Annotated in this window: 14 protein-coding genes; 6 read left to right on the top strand and 8 right to left on the bottom strand. The window is 69.9% G+C overall.

Annotation, left to right across the window (positions count from 1 at the left end):
• Positions 1-128: 128 nt before the first annotated feature.
• The 4 genes from AB0N89_RS19470 to AB0N89_RS19455 form a co-directional block, all read right to left on the bottom strand.
• Positions 129-881, bottom strand: a complete 753-nt coding sequence (locus tag AB0N89_RS19470) for a 16S rRNA (uracil(1498)-N(3))-methyltransferase (RefSeq protein WP_364206236.1) — start codon at positions 879-881, stop codon at positions 129-131.
• Between the two features lie 3 nt (positions 882-884).
• Positions 885-2,051 (bottom strand): molecular chaperone DnaJ, encoded by a 1,167-nt coding sequence (gene dnaJ, locus AB0N89_RS19465; RefSeq protein WP_364206233.1) that lies wholly within the window; start codon positions 2,049-2,051, stop codon positions 885-887.
• Between the two features lie 42 nt (positions 2,052-2,093).
• Positions 2,094-3,119, bottom strand: a complete 1,026-nt coding sequence (gene hrcA / locus AB0N89_RS19460) for a heat-inducible transcriptional repressor HrcA (RefSeq protein WP_364206230.1) — start codon at positions 3,117-3,119, stop codon at positions 2,094-2,096.
• A gap of 137 nt (positions 3,120-3,256) precedes the next feature.
• Positions 3,257-4,753, bottom strand: a complete 1,497-nt coding sequence (locus tag AB0N89_RS19455) for a CoA-acylating methylmalonate-semialdehyde dehydrogenase (RefSeq protein ID WP_364206227.1) — start codon at positions 4,751-4,753, stop codon at positions 3,257-3,259.
• Positions 4,754-4,895: 142 nt separating this feature from the next.
• Between AB0N89_RS19455 and AB0N89_RS19450 the strand changes: the two genes are divergently transcribed.
• Positions 4,896-6,518, top strand: coding sequence for a PucR family transcriptional regulator (locus AB0N89_RS19450; protein WP_364206224.1), 1,623 nt, complete (start codon positions 4,896-4,898; stop codon positions 6,516-6,518).
• A 59-nt stretch (positions 6,519-6,577) separates the two neighbouring features.
• Complete coding sequence (locus AB0N89_RS19445; protein WP_364206221.1) at positions 6,578-6,943, top strand: SSI family serine proteinase inhibitor; 366 nt, start codon at positions 6,578-6,580, stop codon at positions 6,941-6,943.
• A gap of 129 nt (positions 6,944-7,072) precedes the next feature.
• Here the strand turns inward: AB0N89_RS19445 and AB0N89_RS19440 are convergent, their stop codons facing one another.
• The 3 genes from AB0N89_RS19440 to AB0N89_RS19430 form a co-directional block, all read right to left on the bottom strand.
• On the bottom strand, positions 7,073-8,626 hold the full coding sequence (locus AB0N89_RS19440; protein WP_364206218.1) for a DUF4173 domain-containing protein: 1,554 nt from the start codon (positions 8,624-8,626) through the stop codon (positions 7,073-7,075).
• A 70-nt stretch (positions 8,627-8,696) separates the two neighbouring features.
• Complete coding sequence (locus AB0N89_RS19435; RefSeq protein ID WP_364206216.1) at positions 8,697-9,734, bottom strand: ATP-binding protein; 1,038 nt, start codon at positions 9,732-9,734, stop codon at positions 8,697-8,699.
• Positions 9,731-10,414, bottom strand: a complete 684-nt coding sequence (locus AB0N89_RS19430; protein ID WP_364206245.1) for a response regulator transcription factor — start codon at positions 10,412-10,414, stop codon at positions 9,731-9,733. The genes AB0N89_RS19435 and AB0N89_RS19430 overlap by 4 nt, the downstream gene beginning before the upstream one ends.
• Positions 10,415-10,655: 241 nt before the next feature.
• Between AB0N89_RS19430 and AB0N89_RS19425 the strand changes: the two genes are divergently transcribed.
• Genes AB0N89_RS19425 through AB0N89_RS19410 form a run of 4 tightly spaced genes read left to right on the top strand, consistent with a single transcriptional unit; the run spans position 10,656 to position 15,402 of the window.
• The gene (locus AB0N89_RS19425) at positions 10,656-12,224 is read left to right on the top strand and encodes an NCS1 family nucleobase:cation symporter-1 (RefSeq protein WP_364206213.1); all 1,569 of its coding nucleotides are present in this window, start codon (positions 10,656-10,658) and stop codon (positions 12,222-12,224) included.
• Positions 12,175-13,017: a nitrilase-related carbon-nitrogen hydrolase gene (locus tag AB0N89_RS19420; protein ID WP_034316377.1), complete on the top strand. Its 843-nt coding sequence runs from the start codon at positions 12,175-12,177 to the stop codon at positions 13,015-13,017. The genes AB0N89_RS19425 and AB0N89_RS19420 overlap by 50 nt, the downstream gene beginning before the upstream one ends.
• On the top strand, positions 13,017-14,402 hold the full coding sequence (gene hydA, locus AB0N89_RS19415; protein WP_364206210.1) for a dihydropyrimidinase: 1,386 nt from the start codon (positions 13,017-13,019) through the stop codon (positions 14,400-14,402). The genes AB0N89_RS19420 and hydA overlap by 1 nt, the downstream gene beginning before the upstream one ends.
• A gap of 10 nt (positions 14,403-14,412) precedes the next feature.
• Positions 14,413-15,402 (top strand): TIGR03842 family LLM class F420-dependent oxidoreductase, encoded by a 990-nt coding sequence (locus AB0N89_RS19410; RefSeq protein ID WP_364206207.1) that lies wholly within the window; start codon positions 14,413-14,415, stop codon positions 15,400-15,402.
• 75 nt (positions 15,403-15,477) lie between these two features.
• On the opposite strand, the gene AB0N89_RS19405 is transcribed toward AB0N89_RS19410, so the two are convergent.
• Positions 15,478-16,971 (bottom strand): FAD-dependent monooxygenase, encoded by a 1,494-nt coding sequence (locus AB0N89_RS19405; RefSeq protein ID WP_364206204.1) that lies wholly within the window; start codon positions 16,969-16,971, stop codon positions 15,478-15,480.
• Positions 16,972-16,984: the final 13 nt, after the last annotated feature.

Here is a 16,984-nt window from a genome sequence, read left to right as displayed (position 1 = left end):
ACACGGGCAGCAAAGATTCGACCAAGATGGTTTTCGACCAACTTGCCGCAGAACGTGAGCTCCTGCAGAACAAGGTCGGCTTCCCCTTGGCCTGGCCATAACCGGCCGCAAATTAGTGGGGTGTTTTTTCACGTCCAGCGGTCGGTGAGAACTCCGAGCGCGCCGAGCGCGACGGCGGCGGCGGTGGAGGTGCGCAAAACGGTGGGGCCCAACCGGATGGCGGTCGCGCCGGCGTCGGTGAGGGTGGTGAGTTCTTCGTCGGTGACGCCGCCCTCGGGGCCGACGACGAGGAGGATGTCGCCTTGTGCCGGGAGTTCGATCTCGGTGAGCCGGGTGGTGATGCCGGATTCGAGGACGAGGGCGCGGGAAACGGTCTGGGCGAGTTCGGCGAGTTCGCGGGTGGTGACGGGCTCGGCGACTTCGGGGACGTGGGCGCGGCGGGCCTGTTTGGCGGCGGCGCGGGCGGTGGTGCGCCAGCGGTTGAGGGCTTTGTCGCCGCGGGTTCCGTCTTCCCAGCGGGCGACGCTGCGGGCGGCGCGCCAGGGGACGATGGCGTCGGCGCCCGCCTCGGTGGCGAGTTCGACGGCGAGTTCGCCGCGGTCGCCTTTGGCGAGTGCCTGGGCGACGATGACGCGCTGTGCGGGCGGGTCCTCGGTCCAGTGTTCTTCGATGGTGAGGGTGAGTGCCGCGTCGCGGCCTGCCTGGACGGCTTCGACGACGCAGCGCGCCATGCCGCCTTCGCCGTCGGAGAGGACAAGGCGTTCGCCGACGCGCAGCCGCCGGACGGTGGCGGCGTGCCGGGCTTCCTCGCCGTCGAGCGTGGTGCGCCCGGATCCGGGCAGCGTTTCGGTGAGGAAGACCGGCAGTGTCGTCTCGGGCACGGGTTACCGGTGGTTCTTGGTGCGCAGCTTGGAGAACAGCCCGCCGGGCTTGGAACCGTTCGAAGACAGGGAAGGCACGTCTTCGCCGCGCTGCTGCGCCAGGTCGATGAGGAGCTCGCGCTGCGCGTCGTCGAGTTTGGTCGGCACGACGACGTCGATGTGGACGTGCAGGTCGCCGCGGCCGTCGACGCGGCCGGAGGACCGCAGGCGCGGCATGCCCTTGGCGGTGAGCACGAGTTCGGTGGCGGGCTGGGTGCCCGGTTCGATGTCGAGTTCGTAGTCGCCGTCGATGAGCGTCTCGATGGGCACCGTGGCGCCGAGGGCGGCGGTGGTCATCGGGATGCGGAAGTTGCAGTGCAGGTCGTTGCCCTGCCGGACGAACACCTCGTGCGGCGCCTCGTCGATCTCGACGTACAGGTCGCCCGCCGGGCCGCCGCCGGGGCCGACCTCGCCCTGGCCGGAGAGCCGGATGCGCATGCCGTCGCCGACGCCCGGCGGGATCTTGGCGGTGACGTTGCGGCGGGCGCGGACGCGGCCGTCGCCGCCGCACTGGCGGCAGGGGTCGGGGATGACCTCGCCGAAGCCGCGGCAGACCGGGCAGGGGCGGGCGGTGACGACCTGACCGAGGAAGGACCGCTGCACGGACTGGACCTCGCCGGCGCCGCCGCAGGTGTCGCAGGTCTTGGTGCCGGTACCTTCGGTCGCACCGGCGCCGCGGCACAGGTCGCAGACGATGGCGGTGTCGACGGTGATCTCGCGGTCGACGCCGGTGGCGCAGTCCTCCAGCGTCAGGCCGAGGCGGATGAGCGCGTCGGACCCGGGCTGCACGCGGCTGCGGGGACCGCGGCCGCGACCGCCGCCACCACCCGCGGCGCCGAAGAAGGCGTCCATGATGTCGCCGAGGCCGCCGAAGCCCGCGAACGGGTCTCCGCCGCCGCCACCGCGCGCGCCGCCGTCCATCGGGTCGCCGCCGAGGTCGACGACCTTGCGCTTCTGCGGATCAGACAGCACCTCGTACGCGGTGGTCACCTCGCCGAAGCGGTGCTGGGCGTCCTCCGACGGGTTGACGTCGGGGTGCAGTTCACGGGCCAGCTTGCGGTACGCGCGCTTGATCTCCTGATCCGTCGCGTTCTTCGCAACCCCGAGAATGCCGTAATAGTCCCTCGCCACCGTCTCCGCCTTCTCCTTCTGACTTAGACCTCAACGCCGCGTTCAGCGGCCGGAGAGGATCTGCCCCACGTAGTTCGCCACCGCACGTACCGCGGCGATGGTGTTCGGGTAGTCCATCCTGGTGGGCCCGACGACGCCCATCCCGCCCAGCAGCAGGTCGTCCATGCCATAGCCGATGGACACCACCGAGGTGCTGCGCATCTGCTCGTCCTCATTTTCCTCACCGATGCGCACGGTGATCGCACCGGGGTTGCGGGCGGCCGCGAGGAGCTTGAGCACGATGACCTGCTCCTCGAGCGCCTCCAGCACCTGCCGGAGTGATCCCGGGAAGTCCGAGACGTTGCGGGTGAGGTTCGCCGTGCCGCCCAGCACCAGCCGTTCTTCCGGGTGCTCGACCAGCGATTCCACCAGTACGGTGCAGACGCGGGTGAGGCTGTCGCGCAGCTCGCCCGGCGACTTCTCGGGCAGTTCGGCGACCGCCGCCGCGGCCTCGGAAAGCCGGCGTCCCGCCAGCGCCCCGTTGAGCACCGTGCGCAACCTGCCGACGCTCTCCTCGGTGACGACGTCCCCGAGGTCGACGGTGCGCTGGTCGACCCGGCCGGAGTCGGTGATCAGCACCAGCATCAGCCGGGCGGGGGTGAGCGGCACCACTTCCAGGTGACGGACGGCGGAGTTGGTCATCATCGGGTACTGGATGACCGCGACCTGCCTGGTCAGCTGGGCGAGCAGCCGGACGGACCGGCGCAGGACGTCGTCGACGTCGGTGCCGCTGTCGAGGAAGGCCGTGATGGCCCGGCGTTCGGCCGAGCTGAGCGGTTTGACCTCGGCGATCCGGTCGACGAAGAGCCGGTACCCCTTGTCGGTGGGGATGCGCCCGGCGCTGGTGTGGGGCTGTGTGATGTAGCCCTCTTCCTCCAGCGCCGCCATGTCGTTGCGCACGGTGGCGCTGGACACACCGAGGTTGTGGCGGTCGACGATCGCCTTGGATCCGACCGGCTCCTGGTTCGACACGTAGTCGGCGACGATCGCGCGCAGCACTTCGAAACGGCGCTCTTCCGCGTTGGCCACCTGCACCTCCTTCGGCTCGTCCTCACAACGAGTTTACGGAAGGCATAGTGCCCGGGGAGCCGAAGGACGCTTTCACCGCATGAGATGAGGTGAAAGCGCCCTTCGCCGCGTCCTGTGCGGGGATGGTCCCCTTCGGCTCAGCTGTTGCGGGGGAACCCGAGGTTGACTCCGCCCTGCGACGGGTCCGGCCACCGCGACGTGACGACCTTCGTCCGCGTGAAGAAGTGGAACCCCTCCGGCCCGTAGGCGTGGCTGTCGCCGAACAGCGAGTCCTTCCAGCCGCCGAACGAGTAGTAGCCGACCGGCACCGGGATCGGCACGTTCACGCCGACCATCCCGACCTCGACCTCGTTCTGGAACCGGCGCGCGGCCCGCCCGTCGTTGGTGAAGATCGCGGTGCCGTTGCCGTAGGCGTTGGCGTTGATCAGCTCCAGCGCCGCGTCGTAACCCTCGGCCCGCGCGACCGCCAGCACCGGGCCGAAGATCTCGTCGGTGTAGATCGACATGTCCGGCGTGACCTGGTCGAACAGCGTCGGGCCGAGCCAGAAGCCGCCGTCCTCGCCGTCGACCTCGATGCCGCGGCCGTCGACGACGAGCCGGGCGCCCGCTTGGACTCCCGCCTCCACATAGGACTCGACGCGTTCGTGGTGCGCCGCGGTCACCAGCGGGCCCATCTCCGACTCCGGCCGCATGCCGTCACCGACGCGCAGCCGCGAGATGCGCTCGGCGATCTTCGCGACCAGTTCGTCGCCGACCGGGTCGACCGCGACGACGACCGACACCGCCATGCACCGCTCCCCCGCCGAGCCGAAGCCCGCGGAGACGGCCGCGTCGGCGGCGAGGTCGAGGTCGGCGTCCGGGAGGACGACCATGTGGTTCTTCGCGCCGCCGAGCGCCTGCACGCGTTTCCCGTGCCTGGTCCCGGTTTCGTAGACGTACTTCGCGATCGGCGTCGACCCGACGAACGAGATCGCCTTGACGTCGCGGTGTTCCAGCAGCCCGTCGACGGCGACCTTGTCCCCGTGCAGGACGTTGAGGACGCCGTCGGGCAGGCCCGCCTCGGCGAACAGTTCCGCGATGAACACCGCCGCGGACGGGTCCTTCTCGCTCGGTTTGAGCACGACGGTGTTGCCGCAGGCGAGCGCGTTCGGCACGAACCACAGCGGGACCATCGCGGGGAAGTTGAACGGCGAGATCACGCCGACGACGCCCAGGGGCTGCGAGATCGAGTAGACGTCGACGCCGGTCGAGGCGTTCTCGCTGAACCCGCCCTTGAGCATCTGCGCGGCGCCGCAGGCGTACTCGACGTTCTCGATGGCGCGCGCGACCTCGCCCGCCGCGTCGGATTCGACCTTGCCGTGTTCGCCGGTGACGATCTTCGCCAGCTCGTGACGCCGCGCCGAAAGCAGCTCGCGGAAGGCGAACAGCACCCGCGTCCGCCCGGCCAGGGACGTCCCGCGCCAGCCCGGCAACGCCCGGGACGCGGCCGCTACGGCGGCGTCGACGTCTTCCTGCGCCGCGAAGGCGACCTTCGCCCGCACCTGCCCGGTGGCCGGGTCGAACACGTCACCGGATCGTTCGCTCACGCCTTCGTACGGTTTGCCGTCCATCCAGTGGTTGATCCGGTCGGTCACGGGGTCCGCCTTCCTGGTCCGGGTGCCTGCTCCCGGTCGAGTCTGGGTGCGCGCGCCACACCGACGCCATCGGCAACGTGTACGGACTCCCGGTCCCGGCCGTACAGTCTGTCTCTCTGCGTTCCGACCAGGTGGGAGGCCGATGTACCCGACCGTCGCCGAGGTGCTCGCGCTGCCGGTGCTGCGTCAGGGCAGGCCGCATGTGGTGGCGGGGGCGGCGGGGCTGGACGCGCCGGTCCGCTGGGCGCACGTCGCCGAGGTCGCGGACATCGCCCCGCTGCTGCGCGGCGGGGAGCTCGTGCTCACCACCGGGGTCGCGCTGCCCGACGACGGTCCCGCGCTCGCCCGGTACGTCGCCGACCTGGCGGGGGTCGGAGTGGCCGGGGTCGTCGTCGAACTGGTCCGGCATTGGAGCGAGAAGCTGCCGCCCGCGCTGGTCGAGGCCGCGGACCGGCACGGCGTCCCGCTGATCACCCTTTCGCGGGAGACGCGGTTCGTGTCGGTCACCGAGGCGGTGAACGGGCTGATCGTCGACGCCCAGGTCGACGAACTGCGCGCGGCGGAACGGGTCCACGAGACCTTCACCGCGCTGACGATCGCCGGCGCCGAACCGGGCGACATCCTGCGCGAGGTCGCGAGGCTCACCGAACATCCCGTCGTCCTGGAGACGCTGTCGCACGAGGTCCTCGCCTACGACACGGCGGGCGCCGACCCCGGCGAGCTGCTGCCCGGCTGGCCGTCGCGGTCGCGGCCGGTGCAGGTCGGCGAGCGGACCGGCTTCCACGCGGGCGCGGGCTGGCTGATCACCGTGGTCGGCGCGCGCGGGCACGACTGGGGACGGCTGGTCCTCGTCTGCGGGGATCCGCCGCCGCACCGGCACGTCGTGGTCGCCGAACGCGCCGCGTCCGCGCTCGCGGTGCACCGGCTGGTCGCCAAGGACACCGACAGCCTCGAACGCCAGGCGCACCGCGCGATCCTGACCGAACTGCTGGCGAACCCGGTGCCGCCCGCCGAACTGACCGCGCGGGCGTCCGCGCTGGGCGTCCCGCTGACGGGACGGCTGCTGGTCGGGGTCGCCGTGCGCCCCAGGATCACCGCGACCGCCAAGTCCGCCCAGTCGACCCCGGTGCTGCTGAGGGAACTCGCCGAGGCGACCGCGCTCGCCGCCCGCCGCGCCAAGGTGTCCGCGCTGGTGGCCACCGACGACACGCAGGTGCGCGCGCTGATCGCGCTCTCGCCGGAGGCCGGGGTCGACGCGGTCCTGCGGCGGCTGGCCACCGACGTCCACGAGGCCCGCTCCGGCGCGCCCGCCGTGGTCGCGGTCGGGACGACGGGCAGCGGACCGGCCGAGGCGCGACGGACGCTCGTCGAGGCCGCCCAGGTCGCGGCCGCGGCGCTCGCCGAGAACGCGGAGCGGGTGGTCCACCGCCTCGACGACGTCCGGTTGCGCGGGCTGCTGCACCTGCTGGCGGGCGACGAGCGGATCACCGCGTTCGCGGCGCGGGAGCTCGGCCCCTTGCTGAGCAGGGACGCCGCGCAGGGCAGCAGACTCGTTCAGGCGTTGAGGCATTACTGCGAGCACGGGGGCAACAAGTCGGCCGCCGCGGCGGCCGCGCACACCTCACGGACCGCGTACTACCAGCAGCTGGCCCGGATCGAGCAGGTCCTCGGGGTGCGGCTGGAAGATCCGGAGTCGATGCTCTCCCTTTATGTCGCCCTGCTCGCGCACGACATCCGAGAAGCCGGCGACCACACGTCCGGGTGAGTGAATCTCACCCGAGCGTGGAACACAGTGATCGGGTCACGTCAGCCGATAGGGTAAATATGGCTTTCTTCGAACCGATCGGCGCCTGTGTGCTCGCGCTGGCCTGCATGGCCCCGGCGCAACCCGCCGAATCCACGTTCCAGCTGACCAGCCACGACGCACGAGGCCGGGTCGGCACCGTCTCGCTCACCTGCGAGCCCACCGGGGGTTCACACCCGGGACGCGGCGGCGCCTGCGCCAAACTGTCCGAAGTGGACGGGAAGTTCGACAGGCTGCGCTCGGAACCGCGGGCCTGCACCCTGGAGTACAACCCGGTGGACGTCTCCGCGGTCGGCAAATGGCGCGGCGAACCGGTCACCTACCGCACCTCGTACGCCAACCGCTGCGTCGCCGACACCGAGTCGGCCGGCGTCTTCACTTTCTGACAAGACCGGAAATCGTTGCCGCGCAAGGCTTCCGCCGGGCCTCCCCCTCGGTGGCCCGGCGGGCGCGGTTCACCACCGCCTTGATCGCCCTCACCCCCAGGAGGGCGATCAAGGCCGTGGTGTCACGGCTCAAGAACGGATCGGGTACCGGCACCCGATCCCGTCCTTCGCGGCAACGGGGGTCTGACGCGCGAGGGACCGGCTCAGGTTCCATCCGCGCCAATCATCTTGCGAGATTCCGGTCACGACCGGTCCGAGCACGCAGGACCGCAGCGGTTCGGGGAGCCGATCGGCCGACGGCACGACGTCGGCCGAAAACCGTGACAGATAACCGGTGTCGAGCGACTTGCCGTCGGCCAGCCGGTCGATGTTGCGGTCGGCGATGAACCGTTCCGGGTCGAGGAGCGCCAGCCCCAGCAGCGCCACCACGGCGGCGCCGATGGCCGCGCGCGGCAGCCAGGACGACCGCAGCGGGACCAGGGATGCCAGTACCAGCAAAAAGATCAGGCCGATCCACAGTTCGCAGACCTCCACCAGCAGCCTCAGCACGGTGAACCCGTACGCCTGCTGGTATGTCCACATGCGACTCAACGCGGACGCGACCAGCACCAGGCTGAGCACGCTCAACGCGCCGAGCAGCCCCCGCTGCCAGGCACGATCGGCCACCGAGGACTTCGGCGCCCACCGCAGCGCGGCGGCGACCAGCAGGAGGGTCAGCACGGTGATCGCGGACAGCTGCCAGAACCCGCTCCTGGCGTACTCGGCCGCCGTCAGACCGCTCGTGACCAGGACGTATTCGCTGCCGCCGAACAGCACGACGAGCCGGACCACGACGAAACTCGTGAACAGCAGCACCAGCACCCCCAGCGGCAACGTCCATTCGAGCCGGTGCGCGAGTCGTTTGCGCGGCGCGTCGTCGTCGGCGGGCAGCGGCGGCGCCGCCAGCAGGTAGCACGCCCCGGTGACGGCGAACGCGGCCACCACGAAGAGGAAACCCCAGCGCACGAAGACGTCCGGGTTCAGCTCGGGGATCACCGCGTCGACGACGTTCGCGAACGCGGCGTCCGCGCCCCGCAGCAGCGGCACGAACACCAGCAGAAGCAAGGCGCTCACCAGCACGGGCACCAGGAACTTCGGCCTGCCGCGGCCTTCCGTCCTCTTCCCGAGCTTCACCAGCCCGCGCCCGATCCACGGAACCGAAAGCAGCGCCTCGATCGGGACCGCGAAGACGTCGTAGACGATCGTGTTGACGGTGCGTTTCCCGACCACCGCCAGCGATCCCGCGACACAGGCGGTCAGCACGCACAACACGTTCAGCCACACCGAAGCTCGGAACATGCCGACCGCGAGCAGCCCGAGCGCGGCCACCGTCCACAACGCGCCAGCCAGGCCGAAGTGTGGTCCGGCGGCGCCGCGGGCCCGTTTGTCGGCGAAGTAGACGGCCACCGCGAAGGCGAGGCCTGCCACGAACCAGCCGACCCCGGGGTCGTCCGGCATGACCACGGCGGCGATCAGCCCGGTCGCGACCGCCGCGGGCAGGACCGAACCGGGCAGCGGGACGATCGACGACTTCGGCGGCGGAGTGGGCCGATGCAGGATCGGCACCGGCGGCGCGGGCGGCAAGGTGGCCGCCGCCGAGGGCGGGGAGGCGTGCGCCTGCTTGTCCTTCTCTTCTTCGCTCATCGAGCCCTCCAGTTTGCGAAAGCACATATCGTGGGACGTGAGGGGCCGCCGAGGGAAGCGCGGCCGGGACCTAGGGAACGGGGATCACGACGCGGATGACGCAGCCGGTCCGGTGTTCGGGCGTCACCACGGCGATGCTGCCGTCGTGGAGGTCGACCACCCACCGGGCGATCGCGAGACCGAGGCCGGTGCCCCCGCCGCCCGCCCGCTCGCCGCGGGTGAACCGTTCGAACACGCTGTCCCGCTCGCCCGGCGGGATCCCGGGGCCTTCGTCTTCGACCTCGATGACGACGTCGGCCCCGCGTGCCTCCGCCCGCACGCGGACCTCTCCCCCGGACGGCCCGTGCCGGACGGCGTTGTCGAGCAGGTTGACCACGACCTGGTAGAGCCGGCCGCGGTCGGCGACGGCGGTCGCGCCGGGCGGCTGGACGTCGACGGCGAACCCCACGCCACGACCGGTCGCGGCGGCGGTCACCCCCGCTTCGGCGGCGACCTCCTCCAGCAGCAGTTCGAGGTCGAACTCCTCCAGCTGCAGCGGAAAAGCCCCGGCGTCGATCCGCGAGAGGTCGAGCAGCTCCGAGACCAGCCTGCCGAGGCGTTCGGTCTGCTGCAGCGCGGTCTTCAGCGTCGCCGGATCGGCTTGGGCGACCCCGTCGACCAGGTTCTCCAGCACCCCGTTCAGCGCGGTGATCGGCGTGCGGAGTTCGTGGGAGACGTTGGCGATCAGCTCGCGACGGCGCTGATCCGAGGCGTCGAGGTCGGCGGCCATCTGGTTGAAGGCGTGCGCCAGCTCCCCGACCTCGTCGCGGGCGGTCGCCCGGACGCGGCGGGTGTAGTCGCCCTTGGCCATCGCGCGGGCGGCGGCGGTCATCTCGCGCAGCGGCCTGGTCATCCCGTGCGCCAGGATCTGCGAGGTGACCACGGCCAGCACCATGGCCGCGATCGTGGTCCGCGGCGGCAGCCAGCCGATCTGCCAGTTGAAGAAGGCGAACGCGATCCCGCCCGAGGACACCAGCAGGATCGCGAGCTTGAGCTTGATGGAGCGGACCGGGTCGAGCGGTCTCGGGAGCATGTCGACGATCCGGCCGAACAGCGGGCGCAGCTTCACGATCCCACCTCCAGGGCGTAGCCGACGCCGTGCACGGTGCGGATGAGGTCCGCGCCCAGTTTGCGGCGCAGCGCCTTGATGTGGCTGTCGACCGCGCGGGTGCCCGAACCGGTGCCCGCGACGTCCCAGTCCCAGACCTCGCTCAGCAGGCGCTCTCTCGGCTGGACCGCCCGCGGCCGCTTCGCGAAGTGGACGAGGAGGTCGAACTCGATCGGCGTCAGCTGGGCGGGCGCGCCCGCGCGCGTGACCCGCCGCTGGTCGACGTCGATCTCGAGGTCGCCGAGCACGATCTTCGTGCCCGCTTCGCTCACGTCGGTGCGGGCCGACCGTTCGACGCGGCGCAGCAGCGCGTGCACCCTGGCCGAGAGCACCCGCATGGAGAACGGTTTGGTGAGGTAGTCGTCCGCGCCGACGCCGAGACCGATCAGCATGTCCGTCTCGTCCGACCGGGCGGTCAGCATCAGCACCGGGACCGGGCGGCGGGCCTGGATCCGGCGGCAGACCTCCAGCCCGTCGAAGCCGGGCAGCATCACGTCGAGCACCACCAGGTCCGGCTCCCGCTCGGCGTCCGTCTCGACACCGGACGGGCCGTCGTGCGCCAGATCCACCGAGAATCCCTCGGCCCGCAACCGCGCGGCGATGCTTTCGGCGATGGTCACGTCGTCCTCGACGACCAGCACCCGGCGTCCTCCCAGTTCCATGGGGATGACTGTAAGCACCGGCCGTGGAGACCATCCGGGTGAGCTGTGGAGATCCTGTGGAGATGTTTCAGCCGGTTTGCCGGATTACTACGTGCGTGTGTGTGACGCAGGTCATGCACCGTGATCCTTCGAAAGCAATCGACAGTCTGCGCTCCGACGCCATCAACAGTGAACAGTCTGCCAGTCCCACCCGCGCGGGGCGGGCGAGCACGATTCCGCAATGGAGCCGACGGCACGCGGAACGCAGCACGTGCACCCTGATGGCCGGGTAGAACTCGGCGAGGTCGAGTCCTTGAAGGACAGCCGCTTCTACAACGAAGAACTCGCCCCGGTACCGGTCGAAAAGCGGACCTGGACCACCTACACCTACTTCGCGCTGTGGATGGGCATGGCGCACAACATCCCGTCCTACGCGCTCGCGGCGTCGCTGATCGCGCTCGGGATGAACTGGGTCCAAGCACTGCTCACGATCACCATCGGCAACCTGATCGTGCTGGCCCCGATGCTGCTCAACAGCCACGCCGGGACGAAGTACGGCATCCCGTTCCCGGTGTTCGCCCGCGCCTTCTTCGGCATGCGCGGCGCGAATCTGGCGGCGTTGCTGCGGGCGTTCATCGCGTGCGGCTGGTTCGGCATCCAGACCTGGGTCGGCGGCGAGGCGATCTACATCATCGTCGGGAGGCTGGCGGGTCCCGCCTGGAAGGACTCCGCGGTCGTCCTCGGCCAGCACTGGACGCTCTGGCTCTCCTTCGGACTGTTCTGGCTGTTCCAGATGCTCATCATCTGGCGCGGGATGGAGGCGGTCCGCCGGTTCGAGAACTGGACGGCGCCGCTGGTGTCGGTCGGTTTCCTGATCCTGCTGGGCTATGTGCTGGTCAAGGCGGGCGGGCTCGGCCCCATCCTGGCCGAACCCGGGAAACTCGGCTGGGGGCCGGACTTCTGGAAGGTGTTCGCGCCGTCGCTGATGGCGATGATCGCGTTCTGGTCGACGCTTTCGCTCAACATGCCGGACTTCACCCGCTTCGGCGGCAGCCAGGGCAAGCAGGTCCGCGGCCAGATCCTCGGCCTGCCGACCACGATGACGTTCATCGCGATCGTCGCGATCCTGACCACCTCGGGCGGCAGCGTCCTCTACGGCGAGCAGATCTGGGATCCGGCGAAACTGGCCGACCGGTTCGACTCCCCGGTCGTCGTGGTGGTCGCGCTGATCGCGCTGGTGCTGGCGACCGTTTCGGCGAACCTCGCGGCCAACGTGGTCAGCCCGTCCTACGACTTCTCCAACGCGTTCCCGAAGAAGATCACCTTCGCCGTCGGCGGGCTGATCACCGGGATCATCGGCATCCTCATCCAGCCGTGGCGGCTCTACTCCGACCCGAACATCTACATCTTCGCGTGGCTCGGGTTCTACGGCGGCCTGCTCGGCGCCGTCGCCGGGGTGCTCGTCGCCGGCTACTGGGTCGTCAACCGCACCGAACTGAAACTGCGGGACCTTTACTCCGAACGCGGCGTCTACTGGTTCAACGGCGGCTGGAACTGGCGCGCGCTGGTCGCGACACTGGTCGGTGCCGTGCTCTCGGTCGGCGGCGCGTACGGCGGGCCGTTCCCCGCCGACGGGCTGATCCCGGTCCTCAAACCGCTTTACGACTACAACTGGGTCGTCGGCCTGGCGGGCGCTTTCGTCGTCTACCTGCTGCTGTCCCTGCCCGAACGCAACCGCACCAGCAATAAGGAGGACGCAAGTGAGCGACGTGGTCCGAGCCGGATTGATCCAGCAGCGGTGGACCGGTGACAAGGAGTCCATGATCGCGAACGCGGTCGAAGCCATCGGCAAGGCCGCTTCGCAGGGCGCCCAGGTCGTCTGCCTGCAGGAGTTGTTCTACGGCCCGTATTTCTGCCAGGTGCAGGACACCGATTACTACTCCTACACCGAAGGCATCCCCGACGGGCCGACGACGAAGCTCATGCAGGAGGTAGCCGAACGCCACGGTGTCGTGCTGGTCGTGCCGATGTACGAGGTCGAGCAGCCCGGCGTGTACTACAACACCGCCGCGGTGATCGACGCCGACGGCACGTACCTCGGCAAGCACCGCAAGAACCACATCCCGCAGGTGAAGGGCTTCTGGGAGAAGTTCTACTTCCGGCCCGGGAACATGGGTTACCCGGTGTTCGACACCGCCGTCGGCCGCATCGGCGTCTACATCTGTTACGAGCGGCACTTCCCGGAGGGCTGGCGCGCGCTGGGCCTGGCGGGCGCGAAGATCGTGTTCAACCCGTCGGCGACGAGCCGGGGTCTCTCGGAGTACCTGTGGCGGCTGGAGCAGCCCGCGGCCGCCGTCGCGAACGAGTACTACGTCGGCACGATCAACCGTGTCGGCGTGGAACCCTTGGGCGACAACGACTTCTATGGTCAATCGTACTTCGCCGACCCGCGCGGCCAGCTCGTCGGCGAAGCGGCGTCCGACACCGAGGAGGAGATCGTCGTCCGCGACCTCGACATGGCGAAACTCGCCGAGGTACGGGATCTGTGGGCCTTCTACCGAGACCGGCGTCCCGACAGCTACGGACCCCTCGCGGAGGCGTGATGACCACCCTCATCAGCGGCGGGCAGGTGCTGTCCACGGCGGGCGCTTCGGCGGCGGACGTCCTCGTCGACGGCGAGATCATCGTGGCCGTCGGCGCCCCGGGCACGCTCGGGCCGGCCGACGAGACCATCGACGCCACCGGGAAGTACGTGCTGCCCGGCGGGATCGACGCGCACACCCATATGGAGATGCCGTTCGGCGGGACGCATTCCGTCGACACCTTCGGCACCGGGACGACGGCGGCGGCGTGGGGCGGGACCACCACGATCATCGACTTCGCCGTCCAGGCCAAAGGCACTTCCTTGCTGTCCACTATGGACAAGTGGCACAAGAAGGCCGACGGCAACTGCGCCATCGACTACGGCTTCCACATGATCGTCTCCGACGTCAACGATTCGTCGTTGAAGGAGATGCAAGCCTGTGTCGACGGCGGGGTCGGCAGCTTCAAGATGTTCATGGCGTACCCGGGGGTCTTCTACTCCACGGACGGCGAAATCCTGCTGGCCATGCAGAAGGCGCGCGAGATCGGCGCGACGATCATGATGCACGCGGAGAACGGCATCGCGATCGACCAGCTGGCCGCGCAGGCTTTCGCCGCCGGGAAGATCGACCCGGTGCAGCACGGCCTCACCCGGCCGCCGGAACTGGAGGGCGAGGCGACGTCGCGCGCGATCCAGCTGGCCAAGGTGACCGGGGCGCCGCTGTACATCGTGCACCTCTCGGCGTCGCAGGCGCTGGCGGCGGTCGCGGAAGCGCGCAACGACGGGCAGAACGTCTTCGCGGAGACGTGTCCTCAGTATCTCTATCTGTCCATCGAGGACTTGGCGAAGCCGGATTTCGAGGGCTCCAAGTACGTCGCTTCTCCGCCGCTGCGCGAGAAGTCGCATCAGACGGACCTGTGGCGAGGGCTGCGGACCAACGACCTCTCGGTGGTGTCGACGGATCACTGTCCCTTCTGTTTCAAGGACCAGAAGGAACTCGGCCGCGGCGACTTCCGCGCGATCCCCAACGGGATCCCCGGCGTCGAGCACCGGATGGACCTGCTGCACCAAGGGGTCGTGGCGGGCGAGCTCACCCTCGGCCGCTGGGTCGAGACCTGCTCGACCACCCCGGCGCGGATGTTCGGCCTGTACCCGCGCAAGGGTGTCATCGCGGCGGGTTCGGACGCGGACATCGTCATCTACGACCCGGCGGCGAAGCAGACCCTGTCGGTCGAGACGCACCACATGAACGTGGATTACTCGGCCTACGAAGGGATGGAGATCACCGGGAAGGTCGAGACGGTGCTCTCGCGTGGCCGCGTGGTGGTGTCGCCGTCCGGGTTCTCGGGCAGTACGACGCACGGGAAATTCCTCTCGCGCGACCTGAACCAGTACCTGAGCTGAGGCGGTGACCGTGGATTTCGGGATTGTCCTCCAGACCGATCCGCCCGCGCGCGACCTCGTGCGGCTGATGAAGGCCGCCGAGGATCAGGGTTTCCGCTACGGCTGGACGTTCGACTCGTGCGTGCTGTGGCAGGAACCGTTCGTCATCTACTCGCAGATCCTCGCGGCGACGTCGTCGATGATCGTGGGCCCGATGGTGACCAGCCCGGCCACCCGGGACTGGTCGGTGATGGCGTCGACCTTCGCCACGCTCAACGACATGTACGGCAACCGGACGGTGTGCGGGATCGGCCGCGGCGACTCGGCGCACCGGGTGGTCGGCATGCCACCGTCCACTTTGGCCACCGTGCGCGACTGCATGCACGTGGTCAAGGAGCTGGCCGAGGGGCGCGAGGTCCTGTTGCGGGACAAACCGGTCCAGATCCCCTGGATCCGCAACGGCAGGCTCGAAATGTGGATGGCGGGCTACGGGCCGAAGGCGTTGAAGACGGTCGGTGAGCACGCGGACGGTTTCATCCTCCAGTGCGCCGATCCCGCGATCGCCCGGTGGACCATCGGTTCGGTCCGCGAGGCGGCCCGGGCGGCGGGACGGGATCCGGGCGGGATCACGATCTGCCTCGCGGCCCCGGCGTACGTCGGGGACGACGTGGCGCACCAGCGGGAGCAGCTGCGCTGGTTCGGCGGGATGGTCGGCAACCACGTCGCGGATCTCGTGGAGCGGTACGGCGATTCCGGGCCGGTGCCGCGCGAGCTGACCGACTACATCCGTGAGCGGCAGGGCTACGACTACTCGCACCACGGGCGGGCGGGGAACCCCTCGACCGACTTCGTGCCGGACGAGATCGTCGACCGGTTCTGTTTGGTGGGACCGCCTTCGGCGCATGTGGAGCGGCTGGAGGAGCTGGCTTCGCTGGGCGTGGACCAGTTCGCGCTGTACCTCATGCACGATCAGCGGGAAGAAACGCTGAAGCGGTACGGGTCGGACGTCATCGGCCGCTGACTCCCCGCGTTTCGTCCTCTGAACGCGCTCCTTGCACACGCAAGCACCGCATCCAGAGGACGAAATGCGTGGGGGTCAGGCGCCGAACCAGGCCGCCAGCGATTCGCGAAGGCCCTCGGCGTCGTCCCCCGCCCAGGCGACGTACCCGTCCGGGCGGATCAGCAGGGCGTCGGCGGGCCGGTCCTCGGCCTTCGCGGTGCGGACGTCGACACCCGCCGCCTCCGCGAGTTCACGGAGCTCCGGCCGCCCGGCCAGGTCGAGCAGGACCGGCCGAGCCGAACGCAGCAGTGCGGCGACGCTGGTCGCGCCCTCGTCGGTCTCCAGCGCGAGATCCGGGACGAACGTGCCGGCGAGCGGGTGCGCGGAACCGGGCGCCGGGTAGCGCAGGTCGGTCCCGGCGACGTGGGACGACAGCCGTCGCGCGGCCTGCTCGTCCTCCAGCAACTCCTGGAAGACCGCGCGGAGCGCTTCGGCGGCCTCGTCGTGCCCGCGCCGCAACGCGACCTGCGCCTGCGACTGCAGGAGCGCGCGGGCACCGGCGGCGTGCCGTTCCGTGTGATAGGTGTCCAGCAGCCCTTCCGGAGCCCGTCCCTGGATCTCGGCGGCCAGCTTCCAGGCAAGGTTGACCGAGTCGGACATCCCGACGTTGATCGCCGTTCCGGTGGACGGCAGCAGGTGGGCCGCGTCGCCCGCCAGCAGGACCCTGCCCTCGCGATAACGCTCCGCCTGGCGTGCGGAGAACTGGTAGCGCGAGAGCCGGACCGGTTCGCCCAGCGGGACCTCCTCGCCGAGGACGCGCCGGATGCTCTCCCCGAACTCGGCCAGGGTCATCGGCACGTCGTCGTCGACCTCGCCGGGGTCGTCCTCGGTGGTCTGGATGAACACGATCCCCGGCGTCAGCGAACCGAGCGCGAACACACCGGTCTCGGTGCGCGTGAAACCCGCCGCGATCCGGCCGAGTTCCGGCGTCTCGATGTCGCCGTTGTCGTGCACGGTCAGCCCGTCGGGGATCTTGACCTGCCCGATCCGGTTGACCTCGGGATAGGTGGTGCCGGGGAATCCGATGCCGGCCATCGCCCGGATCGGACTGCGCCCGCCGTCGCAGCCCACCAGGTACGGGGCGGTCACCTCGTACTCCCCCTCCGGCCCGCGGATCCTGGCCGTCACCGAAGCGTCGTCCTGGGACAGTCCGACGACCTCGTGCCCGCGACGGACCTCCGCGCCGAGTCCGACGGCGTGCTCCTCCAGCAACCGCTCCAACAGCGGCTGGCGCACCGAGAGCGCCTTCAGCGGCGGCTCCTCGAACCGGGTGAGGTCGACGTGCACCCCGCCGAACGGGAAACGGTGGGCCGGGACGGGATCGGTGACGAGTCCCCGGACCTTCTCCAGCAGGCCGCGATGGTGCAGCACGTCCAGGATCTGCCCGCTCAGGCCGTGGGCCTTCGGTGTCTTGCCCTGTTCCGGCCGCCGTTCCAGGATCAGCGGGCGCGCACCGGCCAGCCACAGTTCGGCGGCCAGCATCAGACCGGTCGGGCCGGCCCCCACGATGATCACGTCGACGTCGGTCAAATCTTCACTCCTG

This window comes from Amycolatopsis sp. NPDC089917 (assembly GCF_040684635.1).
Classification (GTDB): Bacteria; Actinomycetota; Actinomycetes; order Mycobacteriales; family Pseudonocardiaceae; genus Amycolatopsis.
This window is presented reverse-complemented; position numbering and strand designations above follow the sequence as displayed.

What these genes read in the sequence shown, in the direction of transcription:
- AB0N89_RS19450 (WP_364206224.1), top strand. Translation starts at nt 4,896, where the DNA reads ATGTACCCGACCGTCGCCGAGGTGCTCGCGCTGCCGGTGCTGCGTCAG.
- AB0N89_RS19445 (WP_364206221.1), top strand. Translation starts at nt 6,578, where the DNA reads ATGGCTTTCTTCGAACCGATCGGCGCCTGTGTGCTCGCGCTGGCCTGC.
- AB0N89_RS19440 (WP_364206218.1), bottom strand. Translation starts at nt 8,626, where the DNA reads ATGAGCGAAGAAGAGAAGGACAAGCAGGCGCACGCCTCCCCGCCCTCG.
- AB0N89_RS19425 (WP_364206213.1), top strand. Translation starts at nt 10,656, where the DNA reads ATGGAGCCGACGGCACGCGGAACGCAGCACGTGCACCCTGATGGCCGG.
- hydA (WP_364206210.1), top strand. Translation starts at nt 13,017, where the DNA reads ATGACCACCCTCATCAGCGGCGGGCAGGTGCTGTCCACGGCGGGCGCT.